This window comes from Halobellus ordinarius, assembly GCF_031823395.1.
GTDB classification, from domain to species: domain Archaea; phylum Halobacteriota; class Halobacteria; order Halobacteriales; family Haloferacaceae; genus Haloquadratum; species Haloquadratum ordinarius.
The window spans coordinates 128,211-143,345 of sequence record NZ_JAVQKJ010000009.1; the positions used below are offsets into that span (position 1 = coordinate 128,211).

The 15,135-nt window shown below is 60.6% G+C and carries 21 protein-coding genes; 13 read left to right on the forward strand and 8 right to left on the reverse strand.

The features are described 5' to 3' along the window. The first annotated feature begins 1 nt into the window (after nucleotide 1). The 4 genes from RJT48_RS14640 to RJT48_RS20800 all read left to right on the forward strand — a co-directional run bounded on the left by RJT48_RS14640 (nucleotide 2) and on the right by RJT48_RS20800 (nucleotide 1,828). Nucleotides 2-1,075, forward strand: coding sequence for a glucose-1-phosphate thymidylyltransferase (locus RJT48_RS14640; RefSeq protein ID WP_311173081.1), 1,074 nt, complete (start codon nucleotides 2-4; stop codon nucleotides 1,073-1,075). Between the two features lie 2 nt (nucleotides 1,076-1,077). Continuing rightward, nucleotides 1,078-1,257 (forward strand): hypothetical protein, encoded by a 180-nt coding sequence (locus RJT48_RS14645; RefSeq protein ID WP_311173083.1) that lies wholly within the window; start codon nucleotides 1,078-1,080, stop codon nucleotides 1,255-1,257. Nucleotides 1,258-1,407: 150 nt separating this feature from the next. Continuing rightward, nucleotides 1,408-1,683 (forward strand): ribbon-helix-helix domain-containing protein, encoded by a 276-nt coding sequence (locus RJT48_RS14650; RefSeq protein WP_311173084.1) that lies wholly within the window; start codon nucleotides 1,408-1,410, stop codon nucleotides 1,681-1,683. After that, complete coding sequence (locus RJT48_RS20800; protein ID WP_425604718.1) at nucleotides 1,676-1,828, forward strand: hypothetical protein; 153 nt, start codon at nucleotides 1,676-1,678, stop codon at nucleotides 1,826-1,828. Before RJT48_RS14650 ends, RJT48_RS20800 begins: the two co-directional genes overlap by 8 nt. 145 nt (nucleotides 1,829-1,973) lie before the next feature. On the opposite strand, the gene tnpA is transcribed toward RJT48_RS20800, so the two are convergent. Then, a complete protein-coding gene (tnpA, locus tag RJT48_RS14660) occupies nucleotides 1,974-2,372 on the reverse strand; it encodes an IS200/IS605-like element ISHti1 family transposase (protein WP_311173085.1) in 399 nt (132 codons plus the stop codon). Nucleotides 2,373-2,466: 94 nt separating this feature from the next. Between tnpA and RJT48_RS14665 the strand changes: the two genes are divergently transcribed. Both RJT48_RS14665 and RJT48_RS14670 read left to right on the forward strand, forming a co-directional pair. Further along, nucleotides 2,467-2,607 (forward strand): hypothetical protein, encoded by a 141-nt coding sequence (locus RJT48_RS14665; protein WP_175454602.1) that lies wholly within the window; start codon nucleotides 2,467-2,469, stop codon nucleotides 2,605-2,607. Further along, the gene (locus tag RJT48_RS14670) at nucleotides 2,604-3,881 is read left to right on the forward strand and encodes an RNA-guided endonuclease InsQ/TnpB family protein (RefSeq protein WP_311173086.1); all 1,278 of its coding nucleotides are present in this window, start codon (nucleotides 2,604-2,606) and stop codon (nucleotides 3,879-3,881) included. The genes RJT48_RS14665 and RJT48_RS14670 overlap by 4 nt, the downstream gene beginning before the upstream one ends. A 126-nt stretch (nucleotides 3,882-4,007) precedes the next feature. Here the strand turns inward: RJT48_RS14670 and rfbD are convergent, their stop codons facing one another. Further along, on the reverse strand, nucleotides 4,008-4,898 hold the full coding sequence (gene rfbD / locus RJT48_RS14675; protein WP_311173087.1) for a dTDP-4-dehydrorhamnose reductase: 891 nt from the start codon (nucleotides 4,896-4,898) through the stop codon (nucleotides 4,008-4,010). 52 nt (nucleotides 4,899-4,950) lie between these two features. Between rfbD and rfbB the strand changes: the two genes are divergently transcribed. Together rfbB and RJT48_RS14685 are read left to right on the forward strand one after the other, a co-directional pair. Further along, on the forward strand, nucleotides 4,951-5,877 hold the full coding sequence (gene rfbB / locus RJT48_RS14680) for a dTDP-glucose 4,6-dehydratase (RefSeq protein ID WP_311173088.1): 927 nt from the start codon (nucleotides 4,951-4,953) through the stop codon (nucleotides 5,875-5,877). A gap of 3 nt (nucleotides 5,878-5,880) precedes the next feature. Beyond that, nucleotides 5,881-6,336, forward strand: coding sequence for an NUDIX domain-containing protein (locus RJT48_RS14685; protein WP_311173089.1), 456 nt, complete (start codon nucleotides 5,881-5,883; stop codon nucleotides 6,334-6,336). Here RJT48_RS14685 and RJT48_RS14690 read toward each other — a convergent pair. The 3 genes from RJT48_RS14690 to aglF all read right to left on the reverse strand — a co-directional run bounded on the left by RJT48_RS14690 (nucleotide 6,333) and on the right by aglF (nucleotide 8,433). Continuing rightward, a complete protein-coding gene (locus RJT48_RS14690) occupies nucleotides 6,333-7,037 on the reverse strand; it encodes a sugar phosphate nucleotidyltransferase (protein WP_311173090.1) in 705 nt (234 codons plus the stop codon). The two genes, RJT48_RS14685 and RJT48_RS14690, sit on opposite strands and share 4 nt — an antisense overlap. A gap of 42 nt (nucleotides 7,038-7,079) precedes the next feature. Further along, the gene (locus RJT48_RS14695; protein ID WP_311173091.1) at nucleotides 7,080-7,616 is read right to left on the reverse strand and encodes a 2'-5' RNA ligase family protein; all 537 of its coding nucleotides are present in this window, start codon (nucleotides 7,614-7,616) and stop codon (nucleotides 7,080-7,082) included. Nucleotides 7,617-7,683: 67 nt separating this feature from the next. Beyond that, complete coding sequence (gene aglF, locus RJT48_RS14700) at nucleotides 7,684-8,433, reverse strand: UTP--glucose-1-phosphate uridylyltransferase AglF (RefSeq protein WP_311173092.1); 750 nt, start codon at nucleotides 8,431-8,433, stop codon at nucleotides 7,684-7,686. 238 nt (nucleotides 8,434-8,671) lie between these two features. On the opposite strand from aglF, the gene RJT48_RS14705 reads away from it, so the two are divergent. The 3 genes from RJT48_RS14705 to RJT48_RS14715 all read left to right on the forward strand — a co-directional run bounded on the left by RJT48_RS14705 (nucleotide 8,672) and on the right by RJT48_RS14715 (nucleotide 10,510). Next, nucleotides 8,672-8,932 (forward strand): AbrB/MazE/SpoVT family DNA-binding domain-containing protein, encoded by a 261-nt coding sequence (locus RJT48_RS14705; protein ID WP_311173093.1) that lies wholly within the window; start codon nucleotides 8,672-8,674, stop codon nucleotides 8,930-8,932. Between the two features lies 1 nt (nucleotide 8,933). Beyond that, complete coding sequence (locus RJT48_RS14710) at nucleotides 8,934-9,341, forward strand: hypothetical protein (RefSeq protein ID WP_311173094.1); 408 nt, start codon at nucleotides 8,934-8,936, stop codon at nucleotides 9,339-9,341. Nucleotides 9,342-9,814: 473 nt separating this feature from the next. Beyond that, nucleotides 9,815-10,510 (forward strand): hypothetical protein, encoded by a 696-nt coding sequence (locus RJT48_RS14715; RefSeq protein WP_311173095.1) that lies wholly within the window; start codon nucleotides 9,815-9,817, stop codon nucleotides 10,508-10,510. A 49-nt stretch (nucleotides 10,511-10,559) separates the two neighbouring features. On the opposite strand, the gene RJT48_RS14720 is transcribed toward RJT48_RS14715, so the two are convergent. The 3 genes from RJT48_RS14720 to RJT48_RS14730 all read right to left on the reverse strand — a co-directional run bounded on the left by RJT48_RS14720 (nucleotide 10,560) and on the right by RJT48_RS14730 (nucleotide 13,671). Further along, nucleotides 10,560-11,951 carry an ATP-binding protein gene (locus tag RJT48_RS14720; RefSeq protein ID WP_311173096.1) on the reverse strand — a complete coding sequence of 464 codons (1,392 nt, stop codon included), beginning with the start codon at nucleotides 11,949-11,951 and terminating at the stop codon, nucleotides 10,560-10,562. 184 nt (nucleotides 11,952-12,135) lie between these two features. Next, the gene (locus RJT48_RS14725; protein ID WP_311173097.1) at nucleotides 12,136-12,918 is read right to left on the reverse strand and encodes a hypothetical protein; all 783 of its coding nucleotides are present in this window, start codon (nucleotides 12,916-12,918) and stop codon (nucleotides 12,136-12,138) included. A 177-nt stretch (nucleotides 12,919-13,095) separates the two neighbouring features. Then, nucleotides 13,096-13,671, reverse strand: coding sequence for a metal-dependent hydrolase (locus RJT48_RS14730; protein WP_311173098.1), 576 nt, complete (start codon nucleotides 13,669-13,671; stop codon nucleotides 13,096-13,098). Nucleotides 13,672-13,839: 168 nt separating this feature from the next. On the opposite strand from RJT48_RS14730, the gene RJT48_RS14735 reads away from it, so the two are divergent. Next, complete coding sequence (locus RJT48_RS14735) at nucleotides 13,840-14,115, forward strand: DUF8044 family membrane protein (RefSeq protein ID WP_311173099.1); 276 nt, start codon at nucleotides 13,840-13,842, stop codon at nucleotides 14,113-14,115. Beyond that, entirely contained in the window at nucleotides 14,116-15,027 is a 912-nt protein-coding gene (locus RJT48_RS14740) for a DUF4350 domain-containing protein (RefSeq protein ID WP_311173100.1), read from the forward strand. The last annotated feature ends 108 nt before the right edge of the window (nucleotides 15,028-15,135 follow it).

Sequence of the window (15,135 nt, forward strand, 5' to 3'; positions counted from 1 at the left end):
GATGAAAGGCGTCCTCCTCTCTGGCGGCACCGGCTCCCGACTCCGTCCGATCACCCACACCGGCCCGAAACAGTTAGTCCCAGTCGCGAACAAGCCAGTCCTCGAATACGCTATCGAGGACCTCAAAGCCGCGGGCATCACCGAGATCGGCGTCATCCTCGGCAACAAGGGCCGAGACGAGATCCAGGAACTCCTCGGCGACGGCTCGCAGTACGGCGTCGAGATCACCTACATCGTCCAGGGGAACCCCCTCGGCCTCGCCCACGCCGCGGGCTGTGCCCGCGACTTCGTCGGCGACGACGACTTCGTGATGTACCTCGGGGACAATATCCTCAAATCCGGCGTCACCGACCTCGTCGAGAGCTTCCAGGCCGGCGACTACGGCGCGGGCATCGCCCTCCAGGAGGTCGACAACCCCCAGGCGTTCGGCATCGCCGACGTCGACGACGCGGGCACCGTCACCCGGCTCATCGAGAAGCCCGACGACCCACCGACGAACCTCGCACTCATCGGGATGTACGTCTTCTCGCCGGCGGTCTTCGACGCGATCGACGACCTCGAACCCTCCTGGCGCGGCGAACTCGAAATCACCGACGCGATCCAGGACCTTCTCGAAGACGGCCACGCGATCGACTCCCACGTCGTCACGGGCTGGTGGAAGGACACCGGGAAACCCGAGGACATCCTCGAAGCGAACCGACTTGTCCTCGAAGACACCGCCCTCGAAACCGAGGGGGTCGTCGAGGACGGCGCCGAGACCACCGGCCGGATCGAACTCCACGCGTCTTCGAAAATCGAGGACGGCGCGTCCGTCCGCGGCCCGGTCTCCATCGCCGAAGACACGGTCATCAAGGAAGGCACCTACGTCGGGCCGTACACCTCGATCGGCGCGAACTCGATCCTCGAAAACGTCCACATCGAGAACAGCGTCGTGATCGGCGACTCGGAGATCACCGCCTCGGGGCGCATCGTCGACAGCCTGCTCGGCCGCAACGCGAACGTCGAGAGCGCCGAGGAACTTCTCCCAGAAGGTCGCCGCCTTGTTGTCGGCGAGAACTCCCAGCTCAGGTTATAAAAATGCGAATCATCACCCACTCCTGTCCGGCCTGTGGCACCGTCGTCGCCGCCAACGAACTCGAAGCCAACCGCGTGATGAAGTGTCCCGGACTCGACTGTCAGGAGGTCCTCCGCTTCGAGGACCTGCCCGAGGAGGCACGCGAGCACTTCCTCGAACACCGCGAGCGGTACCAGATCTAGGAATGCGAGGCACCGAGCAGAGACGCGATAGCTGGCCGCTCGGTTGCTATGGATTTTCTGAATCGTCACTGTTGCAGTAACAACATCCGTCTCATCAGTATGTACATCACCAGGCGAACGCTTTTGCCGCCCCAGATGTAACACGTGTGTATGTCGGGCACGGATACAACGAACGGCGGAGAGCCGACGAAGACGAATATCAACATCCGGTTGACCGAATCGTTCCTCGAAGACATCGATGCGACGTGGCAAGCTGAGGGCTACAACAGTCGTAGCGAGTTCATCCGCGATGCTCTCCGCGACGCTGTGAAGCATCCCGAGCTCACGCGAGAGAGCTGGAAGGAGATCGCGGCCGTCGAACACGCGCGCCGGACCGGCGACAGCGAGACGTTCTCCCGCGAGGAGATTCTCGCGGACGATGAGTGAGGACGCTTGGCGGTGGCGCTTCCGTGGTCCAGCGAAGCGAACGTACGACAGTCTGGATGCACACGCACAGGACCGCATCACCGACAAACTCGATGAAATCGTCAACGCCGCTGGCGAACGCCCGACGACTATCTGGAACCGCTGACAGGCGTGCCACACTCGAAACTCCGAATTGGTCAGTTCCGACTCGGTGCTGAGTGCGACTACGACGAGAAGGTCTTGGACATCTACAGGCGGAACAGGCCGAGTGCCTCGGGGCTTGACCCCGAGGGTGAAGGCCGTAAGCTCGGCTAAACGTGTTCCGTTCGCTCGATGTACTGTTCAATCGTATCGGTCGAAACGTCACCAGCCGTCCCGACATAGTACGATTCCTCCCAGAACCCACCGCCCCACAGGTATTCCTGTAACAGAGGTTCGTGCTGTTGCCACATCTCTCGTGCTGTAATGCTCTTGACTGTCCGTACAATCTTGCTCGGGGCGTATTTGGGATGTGCCGACAGAAACAGGTGTACGTGGTCGGGTGAGATGTGCAACGACAGTATCTCGTAGTTGTAGTCGTCGCACACCTCTCGAAAACTCGATTCCAGTGAGTCTTCTATCACACCCAGTATCGGGTGTCGATACTTCGGACACCACACGAAGTGGTAGTTAACGTTGTATACCGTGTGGTTTGACCGTTTCTCACCCATACTGTCAACACGCACACCAATCAAAAGTATTCTGTGGAATGACTCATAGACTGCTACCAGTATACTTTTGACCGTGGGGCCGCAAACAGTGGATGTGACGAAACAACTCAAGGTATCCGACACTGTGTACGACGACCTTGACGAACTCAAGGAGGAAGAAGACCACACGAGCTTCGACAGCGTACTGCGAACACTCATTCTCCACTACCGTCACGTCAAACCAACCGAAGAATGACCGACGTACAGACTCTCGTGAAGACGCTGGATTTCCAACTGAACATCCAGAGTGACAACGAGAGTCTGCTGGAAGACGCCACGCTCGAATCACGGTGGGCCTACAACGAAACCATCCGTCTCGCCAAGCAGGGAGTTGACTGGGATGAAATCCCCGACCGCGTGGCCGACGACGCCGACCTCGTGAAAAACACCACACAGCGTGTCGTTGCGAAAGCACTGGGTGCGATGGAAAACTACCACGAGTACGACGACTTCGGCCTGCCGAGCCACACCAAAGACGGCGCGTACCCGCTTCGAGCCAACTACGAAGAAGGCTACAACCTCACGCTTCGAGACGACGGTACTATCGAGTTCCGTATCAGTGCCAAGCCGTACAAGCACGTCAAAGGTGTGCTGGAAGGCGACGACACCCATCTCGACATTCTGTGGGCGGCACTCGCTGGTGACGAGTGGACCATCGGAACAGCAGAAGCACTGTTCCACAATGGAACACCCGAGTTGCACGTCAACGTCACCAACACCGAGCGTACTGTCCGAGAGAAACAGGACTCTCGGACGGTCATCGGCGTGGACGTGAACGAAGACAATGTAGCACTGTCGGCACTGTCAGCAGAAGGCGTTGAGGATACGCTGGTCATCGACTTCCCCGAAATCAAGTTCGAGCGTCACCGCTACTTCACGATGCGAAAGCGGGTGCAGAACGCCGAGAAACCGAGTATGCACGATACGCTCGAAGGACGGGAAGAACGGTTCGTCCGTGACCGCCTCCACAAGGTAAGTCGTCACATCGTGGAATGGAGCCAACAGTTCGAGACACCGTGCATCGTCTTTGAAGACCTCAAAGAGATGCGCGACAGTATCGACTACGGCACGCGGATGAATCGACGCTTGCACCACCTGCCGTTCCGCGCGCTCCAATACTACACGTCGTACAAGGCCGCCTTCGAAGGCCTGCCAACGGCGTGGATTGACCCTGAATACACGAGTCAGCAGTGTCCGATGTGTGGACATACGGAACGGGCGAACCGCAACAAAAAGCGGTTCAAGTGTCGAGACTGTGGGCACCAAGACCACGCCGACCGAGGTGCGAGCATCAACATCGCCGTCAAAGGTATCAATAAGTATCAAGACTGGAATGTGCCTGCTCTCAACAACCTTCCCCAAGTGCGGAAGGTGCGACGGCAGGCATCGGGGGCCGTGGACGCCCCGACCGTGACCTCGGATACCGCGAGAGGGCATCATCCCAATGGTATCCGAGGCGTGTCCGACTAATCCACGGGAAGCCTCGGGGCTTGACCTCGAGGCGGTTCACACGATTGAACGCCGTAGTGGTGCGTACAAAGCCGGCGACGATTGAATCGTACTCACTCGCACAACCCCGTGTATTAGCCTACGAAATTACTGGACAGCGTTCCACGCCGACGCCACGTCTTCGCGCACCGTCGGCTGCGCCCGGTCGAGTACTTCCTCCACATTTCCGACGTCCAAACAACTGTACGTCGGCCGCGTCGCTGCCCGATCTACGTCGGCCATAGAACTCTCCTGTAACAGTTCCGGGTCGGCTCCCATCTCCTCAGCGATCACAGTCCCGAACTCGTAGGGCGTTACACACGAGGCACACGCCACGTGATAGAGCCCTCCTTCCTCCCGAGCAAGCAAATCGAGCAGCGTCTCCGCGGCCTGCCCGGCCCGCGTCGGTGTGACCCACTGATCCGCGAACAGTGGGACGGCCTCGCCGGATCGTAACTGATCACGCACCCAGGCTGGAAACCCCGTGAGTTCGCCAGTCCCTCGATGGATGCCCCACACGAACGAAAGTCGAGCGAGAAGCGCAGTCTCCGATTCTCTCCGAACTGCCCGTTCCCCTGCGAGCTTCGACTCCCCGTACGCCTGCACGGGGTTGGGAGTCGCTTCTTCAGTATATGGATCCCGTGCCGTCCCATCGAAGACGTAGTCCGTCGAGAGATGAACGAATTCGACCTCCTTGTCGTCACAATGAGCGGCCAATCCGTCCGCCGCATCCCCGTTGAGCAACTGCGCTCGTTCGGGATCCCGTTCGCAGCCGTCGACGTCCGTCATCGCCGCACAGTTGACCACGACGTCGGGCTCGTACTCCTCCAGAAGATTCCCGAATTCCTCGTAGTCTCCGAGATCGAACTGCGCCAGCGGCACGTCGAACGCCGGTCGCGTCGAATGATACGTCCCACAGACGTCCCACCCGCGCTGCTGCCCTGCGTCGACGACGTTGCTGCCGAGCAGTCCGTTCGCACCCACGACGAGAAGCCGCATACCGTAGTGTTCCAACAGCAACATAAATAGGTGCTGCTGACAAGGCCCTCGTATGCGGATTCTCGTTACAGGCGGTGCTGGCTTTATCGGCTCGAACTTCGTTCACTACGTTCTCGACGAACACGACGAAGACGAGATCGTCACACTCGACGCGCTGACGTACGCGGGCTCGAAGGACAACCTCGACGGCGTTCTCGATCACCCGCGACACGAGTTCGTGGAGGGCGACATCCGGGACCGGGAACTCGTCACGGAGCTCGTCGCTGACGTCGACGCAGTCGTCAACTTCGCCGCGGAATCCCACGTCGACCGCTCGATCGAGGGCGCGAAGCCGTTCGTCGAAACGAACGTCCAGGGGACACAGACGCTTCTCGATGCGGCCGCCGATGCAGACGTCGACCGGTTCCTCCAGATTTCGACCGACGAGGTGTACGGGCAGGTACTCGACGGGAAATTCTCCGAAGAGGACGCGCTCAATCCGCGGAACCCCTACGCGGCGACGAAGGCCGGCGCGGATCTGCTCGCGAGGAGCTTCCGGACCACACACGACCTCCCCGTTCTCGTCACCCGTACGTCCAACAACTTCGGCCCGCGACAACACCCGGAGAAGCTCATCCCGAAGTTCATCCAGAACGCCGCCGCCGGCGAATCGCTTCCCGTGTACGGTGACGGGTCGAACGTCCGCGAGTGGATCTACGTCGAGGACAACTGTCGCGCACTCGATCTCGTGCTCCGCGAGGGAGAACTCGGCGAGGTCTACAATATCGGCAGTCACGCCGAAAAGACGAATCTCGAAGTCACGGAAGCGATTCTCGATGTTGTCGGTGCCTCGGATGATCTCATCGAATTCGTCGAGGACCGTGCCGGCCACGATCAACGCTACGCGCTCGAAACCGAGAAGATCGAAGCGCTCGGCTGGGAACCGCAGTATTCTTTCGAAGAGGGCCTCGAACGCACTGTCGATTACTACCTCGACTGAGCTATGCCTGAAAATGACAAGCCGATTCCGCAGGCACAGTGGGAAACGATCGTCGCGAACGTCCCGCTGGTCTCTGTCGATCTCGTGGTCGAACACGACGGGGGCATACTGCTCGGAAAACGGGAGAACGAACCGGCGAAAGGCGAGTGGTTCGTTCCCGGCGGGACGGTTCTGAAGAACGAACGGCGCACCGAGGCCGTTCACCGCGTCGCCGCCGAGGAACTCGGTGCCTCGGTGGGTATCGACGAGTGCCTCGGGACGTACGAACACTTCTACGACACGTCCGAAATCGAGGATGTCGACTCGAAACACTACCTCGCGACCGGGTATCGCTGTCACTTCGAGCAGGATAACCCGGCTATAGCCGAAGATGAGCAACACAGCGCGCTGGAGTTGTTTCGCCCGCCGTTTGACCGTGAGTTCCATCCGTACGTCGAACGCTATCTCGACGTACTCTAGTTCTGTACGAGCCGTACCGCTCGTTCGACGTCGGCTGGCGTATTCACGTTCACGCGCTCGCCGAGGCGCACCGTCTCGATGTCGTATCCTGCTCGAACCAGCAGCCCGACCGCGTCGCTCAACTGGTACTCACCCTCCGCGGACGGCTGGACGAGCGCACAGGCGTGAAAGATATCCGCAGGCAACACGTAACACCCGGTCGTCACGAGCGTCGACGGTGGGTCGTCGGGCTTCTCGACGAGGCCGGTCACGCGGTCGCGGTCGTGTTCGAGGACGCCCGTCGTCTTCGCCTCCGCTTTCGACACTTCTTCGACGGCGAGCACGCCGTCGATACCCGCTTTCTCGGCTGCGGCAACCGCTGGCGCGACACTCCCGGCGAACACGTTGTCACCGTTCAGGAGCAAGAACAGGCCGTCGACGTGCGGCTCGGCCTGGAGTACGGCGTGCCCCAACCCGAGCTGCTCGCGTTGGTGGACGTACGTGATCGGCGCCCCCGCAAACGAGTCGCCGAATCGATCGACGATCTGCGCCCCTTCGTACCCGATCACGACGACGAGTCCGTCGGCTCCTGCGTCGACGGCTGTCTCGAAGACGTGTGCCAACAGCGATCGCCCAGCGACTTCGATAAGCCCCTTCGGTCGCGTTTTGGTGCGCTCGCCGAGCCGCGTCCCACGGCCGGCCGCCGGGATGAGCGCTTGCATACTCTGTCTTGCAGCCGCGACGGTCCTGAATGCATCGGCAGCTCACTGGTTCGACAGGAGAACGGAGACGACCGTCTCCCACTCGGATTCTGACCCTGTCGTCTCGACGAGTTCCACCGTCTGACACGTGATGTCGCTCGGAAGCGTCGCCATATCGATCGACTGCGCAACGTCGCGTCGGTCCGCGAGATCCATCTCGCTGTAGACGAGACTGAGATGCGGATGGTACGCTGAATTCGGTCTCCCAACCGCCTCCCGTGCCGATTGACGCAGTTCGACCAACGCCAGTGTCGGTTCCACGAGGAGGAAGACGCACTGATGCCGTGTCGTCGACCAGCGGACGCTTTCGAACGCCAGCTCCAGGGGGTCCGTCTGAGTTGCAAGCGCTCGCGTCGTCTCCTTCAGCGCCGCACGCTCGCCATTGATGCCGCCGGTCACCGTCACGTGTGGCTCGAAGACCGGTGCGTCCTCGTGTTCCGCAGCGAGCCCCGTGATCGTCGCTTGGAGCCGGCGGCGTGCCGAACTTCCCGGTGCGGGAACGAGCCAGAGGGAGTACACGCGCGTCGAACGCTCGCTCATCATCGAACACGGACCACCGACACGGAAAAGAACTACTTCGATGGGTCACCGGCCGATTCGTACGGTCTCAGTCCTTCGACTCTACGGCCGCACCACCGTCCTCGAACTCCCCCTTCAGCCGCGCCTCCGCTTCCTCGCGGTCCTCGGGATATCCGATGTCGATCCGCCACCCGTCTAAGGGGATCGCGTCAATCGTCCGCCCGCTCTGAATCAACAGATCGATCGCCTCCGAAATCTCGTACTCCCCGCGATTCGACGGCTGCACCAGGTGACACGCGTGGAAGATCGCCGGCGTGAACGTATAGAAGCCAGTCATCACCAGATTCGACGGCGGATCCTCGGGCTTCTCCACCACATCGGTTATTTCACCGTACTTGTTCGTATCACACACGCCGTACCGACTCGCTTCCTCCCAGGGAACCTCCTCGACCAGGAAGGCGGCATCGGCCCGGTCCTCGCGCTGCCGCCGCACGACGTCCGCCAGATTCGCCCGGAAGATGTTGTCGCCCAAGATCAGCATAAAGTCGTCGTCGATATGCTCCTCGACAGTCAAAAGCGCGTGCGCCAGTCCCTGCTGTTCGCGCTGGTGGGCGTAGGTGATCGGCACGCCCTCGTATGCATCTCCGTAGTGTTCGATGATCTTCTGCTTCAGATACCCCACGACCACGACGAGTTCGTCCGCGCCGAGCTCGACGAGCTGGTCGAAGCAGTGCGTCAAGATCGGCTGCCCGTCGACCTCGACCATCCCCTTGGGTTTGTCCTCCGTGAGCGGACGCAGTCGCGTCCCCTCGCCGGCCGCGAGTACGACGGCTTTCATTCGTATGCAAGTACTACCCGTACTCCCAGTTATGTCTTGTTACGACACCCGGAAACCCTCTCGCTGATGTATCTGTCCGTCATCGGCAGCGGGTACGTCGGGACGACCATCGCGGCCTGTTTCGCGGATTTCGGTCACGACGTCGCCCACGTACGACGACGTTTCTCGATTGCTCCTCTCCAGTCACGGCACCGCACTTCCCCAAATAGATAAGGTATTACGAACGGTATTACCTACTATGAGTGAATCGACGCGCGTCACAGAGAAGGGACAGGCGACGATTCCGAAGGGTCTCCGCGAGAAATACGGTCTAGAGCCCGGTGATGAGGTTATCTGGATCGACACGGACGAGGGGATCGTCGTGAAGAAACGCACTCGAAGCAGCGGCCGCGGAATGCTCGTTCCCGATGACACCTCCCGGGAGAAACGCGAAGCGATCGCCGACGAGTTGGCCGATCGAATTCGTGATCGTCGGGACCGAAACTACGAGGACGCCTGAGATGGCCACGTACACCACCGATGCGGTCTCGCTTTTGGTCTATCTCGTCGATGCACTGCCACGGGAAGCCGATCGAGTGTTCGCCGAAGCCGAGGCAGGTGAAACAGTCCTCCAGGCACCGAGTACGGCACTCGCCGAAGTGCTCTATTCCGTCTCCCGAGACAAGGATGTTCGAGGGATCACCCTCACAGGAACACCGGAAGATGCCCGACAAGCCCTCGTTGGGAATGGCCCCGTCTCGATAGCATCGGTTGCTGACGAGGAACTGATCGAGTATGCACAGGTGGGAGACCAATTCAGTATCCACGACGGCCTGATTGTCGCCAGCCATCGGGCGCGAGACACGGATGCGATTATAACGACCAATGACGTCATCAGTGACGCTGGCTACCGGACGATCTGGAAGTAAAACGCGCTTTTTTGAGGAGGAAGTTCAGCCGAAACCCGAATACGATTGGTCGCCCGTAGTGACCCACTCCCCCCTATGTCGACTGTTCAAACGCTTGCGTAGGGGTACTACCGGTTTCAAAAAGCCAACTCAGGCGTCTGGGAGCAACCATCCACGAGCAATCATCAGCACCTCCTCTTGCATCCCGGTTGTTCGCCGATATCGGAAACCACTCCGGAAGAGCCGTTTCCGGATCGACTCCTATAGTAGCGTTTGCAAGTCTTCACTCACACGATCGCACGCAGTTGTGCGATCGGATGAGCAATCAGTTGCAAACGCTACTATAGTATTGAGCTTCAGAACTCCGATCACAGCTCATTACGGAACTCCGGAACCGCCACACGACGGCTTATGGGTCCGACACGCGTCAACAGCGATATGCACAGCCCACCAACAGCCGACAACAGACAGCCCGCAGTCCCGGGGTGGTCACGATGGGAACGAGACTGACACACGTCCCGTTCGATATCGAGACGACGGGCTTCGAGACGACGGCGCGCGTGACTGTCGTCGGGTTCGCACTGCCTCTCGGGGCTCGAGTGTTTCTACAGACGGGTGATCGAACCGCAGAGCAAGCGGAACTCGAAACTGCACTCGGGGACCGATTCGATACCGAAGTCCGACTCAGCACGCACAAAAGCGAACACGCGGTACTCGCCGCAGTCGCCGCGTTCGTCGAGGAGGCAGTCGCCCCGCGGGAGTACTTGCTCGTCGCGTACAACGGGGATCGGTTCAACGGCGGATTCGACCTCCCTTTCCTCAGGACGAGGTACTCACAACAGGATCTCGCGTGGCCGTTCGACGGGCTTCCGTACGCAGATATCCTACCGCTCATCCGGAGCCGGTTCAACACGACCGTCGACGGCGACGAGCGGAACGATCTGGTGAGTGCCTACGAGGCCCTGATCGGCGGCGACCTCGGCGACGAAGATCCGTTCGCGGAGAGCCGCGAAGCCGTGACAGCGTTCGAGACCGGCGCCTTCGAGCCGTTGCTCGCACACAACCTCGCAGACATCCTCCGAACGAAAGCGCTGGCGTCGCTCGCCGAACGCTACTGCGGGAAATCGGAATTCAGTCTCAAGTCGCTCACGCCGTCGATCCGCGATCCGAGCCTGACTTCCTCACGGTGAGTTTGTCACGAGCATACGGGTTCCGAGGAAGCAAACCGACGTGCAGTTTTCACGTTCGTTGCGCAGCGACGACATCAGCGATTGTATAGAGACGGAGATCATCGCGTTCTGCGGCCGCCTCACGAACGTCGTGTGTGAAGCCGTTCCGTGAGAACAGCGCGTACTGAACTGTTCGTGTGCCGCCGTCTGGTGGCGTCCAGCGAAGTTCTTCAGTTTGTGTTTCCAGCGAAGTGAGAGCGCTGTAGTCCGTGGGTGAGTTCTGATACTTGCACTCGCCGACGACGAGTGTCTGCCCATCAGTGAGACCGACGACATCGATCTCGTGGTCTTGATACCACCACTGTCCGACATCGACGATCGGTGTCTGCTCGTACAGCGTCCACAACGCGGAACAACACAGTTGCTCGAAGGTTGGCGCGACAAAATCGGCCATTTCCGGACCGACTAGTCGGTCATATGCATCCGTACCGAACTGGTCGTAGCGCTCCGCGCTGCCGTACAGGAACCGGAACCAGAATCGGAACAGCGGATCCGTGAGCCGATACTGGCTTCGTTTGGACCGCTCGGGTGTTTCTGTGACGGGGACGCGACGCTCGATGAGACGTAGCCGCGTGAGCCGGTCCAGATACGTCGAGAGTTGATTGTACTCGATGCCGGTCGTCCCCGCGATCTCGTTCCGCGAGACCGCACCGCCAGCGATCGCTTCGAGAATTGAAAAATAGCGAGTCGGGTTCTGTAACTCCATTCGAAGGATATGTTCCGGTTCGTTATGGAGGGACCCGTGTCGTGTGAGGATCGATCGCTGGATGTTCTCACCGAGTGACCGGTCCGGGTCGAGTTCCTCAAGGTAGTAGGGAATCCCGCCGAACACACTCCAGGCACGTATGGCAGTGTCTGCTGAGATATCGTCCGGGAGGAACTCGACCGCGGCGTCGAACGGGAGTTGCCGGATATCAAGCTTCAGTGACATACGTCCGTACAACGGGCTATCGCCGAGAAGCGTCGCCTCTTCCATCATACTGATCGACGATCCGACGAGAACGAACGTCGTTTGTGACTCGTCGAACTCGTGGTCGAACAACGCCTGCAATACGGACGGGAGACTCTCGTCCTGCTCGATCAAGTATGGGAATTCGTCGAGGACGACGATCGCGTCGTGGTCGGCCAGATAGCGGAACAACCGCTCCCATTCGAGCCGGATATCCGTGATTCCTGGGAACGTCTCAGCCGCCCTCGTGACGAACTGTTCGAGCTGAAGCGACCGGGTTTTTTGCCGCGCCTGATAATAGACGGCGTTGTCACGCCCCGCAAGTGCGTTTCTCACTAATCGTGTTTTTCCCAGTCGGCGACGGCCATACACGACTCCAAGCTCAGCACTCTCAGTATCGAAGAGATCGTGAAGCCGACTGAGCTCTTCGGTTCGATCAACGAAGCCGGTCATAACTTGGAGTTGACGTGCCACCAATAAAAATATTCTGAATAATCATATTTTGAAATATCATATTCCAAGATATTGTACCACCGATCACAAACGTGAAACTGCTCGTGATTATGCGATAACCGCATCAATACCCGTATATACCGTGAAAAAGCCTTCACGGAATTCCACTTTGCCGCCAGTACGGTCACAGGAACGCTCCGCGGACGGTCGCGTACACGCTCCCGAAAACGCCGCCATACAACACGAGGCTGACCAGAGCGCCCCAGTGTAGCAACGGGATCGTTCCCCCACCGAGAACGGGAATCCCGATCACAACACCACCGAGCCAGACGACACCGCCGCCACCAGCCGCAGCTGTCCCGGCTCGAAGAGGCACACGGAGAGCCGTCTCGGGGAGGAGCCATTCGAGTCCGAGCGCCTCACAGATTCCGAAGCCGAACCCATAGAGCAAAACAAACAACCCACCGGCGAGTACGCCAGTCTCTCCGTGAAGCGCCGCAATCGCTGGCAGGAGTTGCTGGATGCTGAGACTGACTCCGAAAACGAGTGTGGCAAATCCCGCCGCGAACAGCGTCGCACCCGCACTCGCAACCACTCTGTGGTATGGCTCCTGTGCGGTGATCCCGCTATCTCGTATTCGGCCCGTCAGCCAGACGACAGCAACCGAGATGGTGAACAGGGCAATCGCAGCGAAGACACTTTCGTGGTACAACAGACGAATCATCGTGCGGTCGAGCGAATAATGGAGTGCGAACACTTCGACCCACGACGAGTTGTGGACCGCATACAGTGTGTCGCGACCGACGGGTGCGATGTGGTGGAAATCCGGGACAATCCCCCAGATGCCGCCGAGGGGAACTACCAAGAGAGTGTCCTCTCGATCGATATCGCCTCTGAGTGTGAACGGGATAGTGCCTACTAACAACAGCGATGCGCCGACAAGAAAGTGCGCGATCGCGGGAGCCATTCGACTTGACGTATGAGAGGCGCCCTGAAAAACAGTCCCAGTTGCTCACCGCCGATTGGCGACTGCGAGTCCGACGGTGAGCAGATCAACAATCCCCAACAATACTCCCACAGCAAGATACGGTCGCCACAGTGCCGGTGTGAACGGCGCTGCGCCACACTCGGAACACTGACGGCTTCACGACCGGTTGCGAACCCACGCGAACACGTACCGTACCCCCGGCATCCCGTCCAGCACCCACAGCAGCGCGATTCCCACAGCCAGCAGCGCCTGCCAGACGACCGCAGGCAACTGCCCCGCCAGCACCCCATCGACCCTCACCGACGACAGCGTCCCGATCAGTTTGTCCCAGTGCCCTGCAAAACTCTCCGTCGGGTAATCGGGCGACGGCAGGATCGGCCACAGCAGAAACGACGCCCGACTGAACCGCCCAGCCAAAAGCACGCCGTAACTATCGGCCAACAGATGCGAGGCGTACCCGACGACGAACGCCTCGCGGACGTACCGATCCTCCTGATCGACGAAATACCACACGAGCGCACACAGCGGCACCGCAAACAACACCGAGTGCGCGAGCGACCGCCCCTCGGGCAGCACAAACGAGTACGCCAGCGGCTTGTCGATCAGATCGGGCAACTGCGTCGCGATCGCGAGCGTGACCGTGGCGGCCTCACTCGGGAGTTTCCGATGGGAGAGGCGTACGAACGACGCGTACAGCAGATACCCGACAGCCGCGTGTCCCCAGGGCCACATTGGGTAGCTGTGGAGAAGCGTTCGTTATCAGGGTACCGACTCCTGCAGACCTGAATCCCGAACAGTAGTCGTCTCCGACAGCGTTTGCTTCCCGCCGGTCTCGATCCGAACTCAGTGGTGGTACCACCCAAGCGACAGTTTCGTTACCCCTGCGCCGAACCACGACGTATGGCGACGGCCCGCCGCGAACGGTTCGTCCGCGCCCAACTGGCGTGGATGCTCGGCGCGACGCTCGTACTCGTTCTGCTCGATTCCCTCTCGTATGAACTGGTCTTCGTCGTCTCGCTCATCGGCTTTCTCGTCGTCGTCGAACTCACCGCGCCCATCGCCGTGACCCCCGCCTGGCGGCGTCGGCTCCGGTGGCTCATCGGCGCCGGTCTCTTGGTCTTCAGTTACATCGTCATCAGAGAGATCCTCGCGATCCTCCCGCCGGGGGTGATCTGAGTGCGACTCGGGCCCCGGAAAATCGGCTACCCCCACCTGCTGGCCGTCGGCCTCCTCCTGGCGTTGCTCCTCGGTGTCGGCGTCGGCGCGAGCACCTCCGCGCAGCCGTACGGTACGTTCAATCCCGAGTGGGACGGCGCTTCAGGAGTCCGGGCGGTCGCCACCGACACGGGAACCGAAACCACCGTCGCCTACAGCACGACCGAATACGCCGATGTCGACCCCGGAGACTCGATCGCGATCGTCGTCTCGCCCGAGACCGCCTACACCGACGCCGAAGCGGCCCGCGTCGCGTCGTTCGTCCGCGAGGGCGGCACGCTCGTCGTCGCGGAGGACTTCAGACCCCACAGCAACGCCCTGCTCGACCGGATCGGCGCCTCGGCGCGGGTGAACGCGACGCCGCTGCGTGACGAACGGCACAACTACAGGGCAGGAGCGCTGCCGGTCGCCACTCGAACCACGACGGATCCCTACACCGAGGGCGTCGACCAACTGACGCTGAACTACCCGGGGACGGTGAGGCCGAACGGCAGCGCGGCCCTCGTTCGCTCCTCGAACTTCTCGTACCGCGACCGCAACGGGAACGGCGAACTCGACGGCAACGAGACGCTCCGGTCGTACCCGGTCGTGACCGCCGAACCGGTCGGTGCCGGCACGGTCGTCGTCCTCAGTGATCCGAGCGTGTTCATCAACTCGATGCTCGACCGCCCCGACAACCGGGCGTTCGCGACGGCGCTCCTGGGGCCTCACGAGACGGTCCTCCTGGATTACTCCCACGTCGAGGAACGACCACCCCTGCAGGTCGCGCTGTTTGCCCTCCGGGATTCGCCGGTGCTGCAGTTCCTCGTCGGTACGACGGTTCTCGGGGCGCTCGCGGTCGTTTCGCGCCGTGCGGACCTCGACCGAGAGTGACCATCCAACGACGGGATCGACCTGCGAAACTCCCACGCCGGCGCCCGTCGGAAAGGCGCACTTATATGTATCCGGTCCGTCAGGAACAGATAACGGATACTGCTAGGG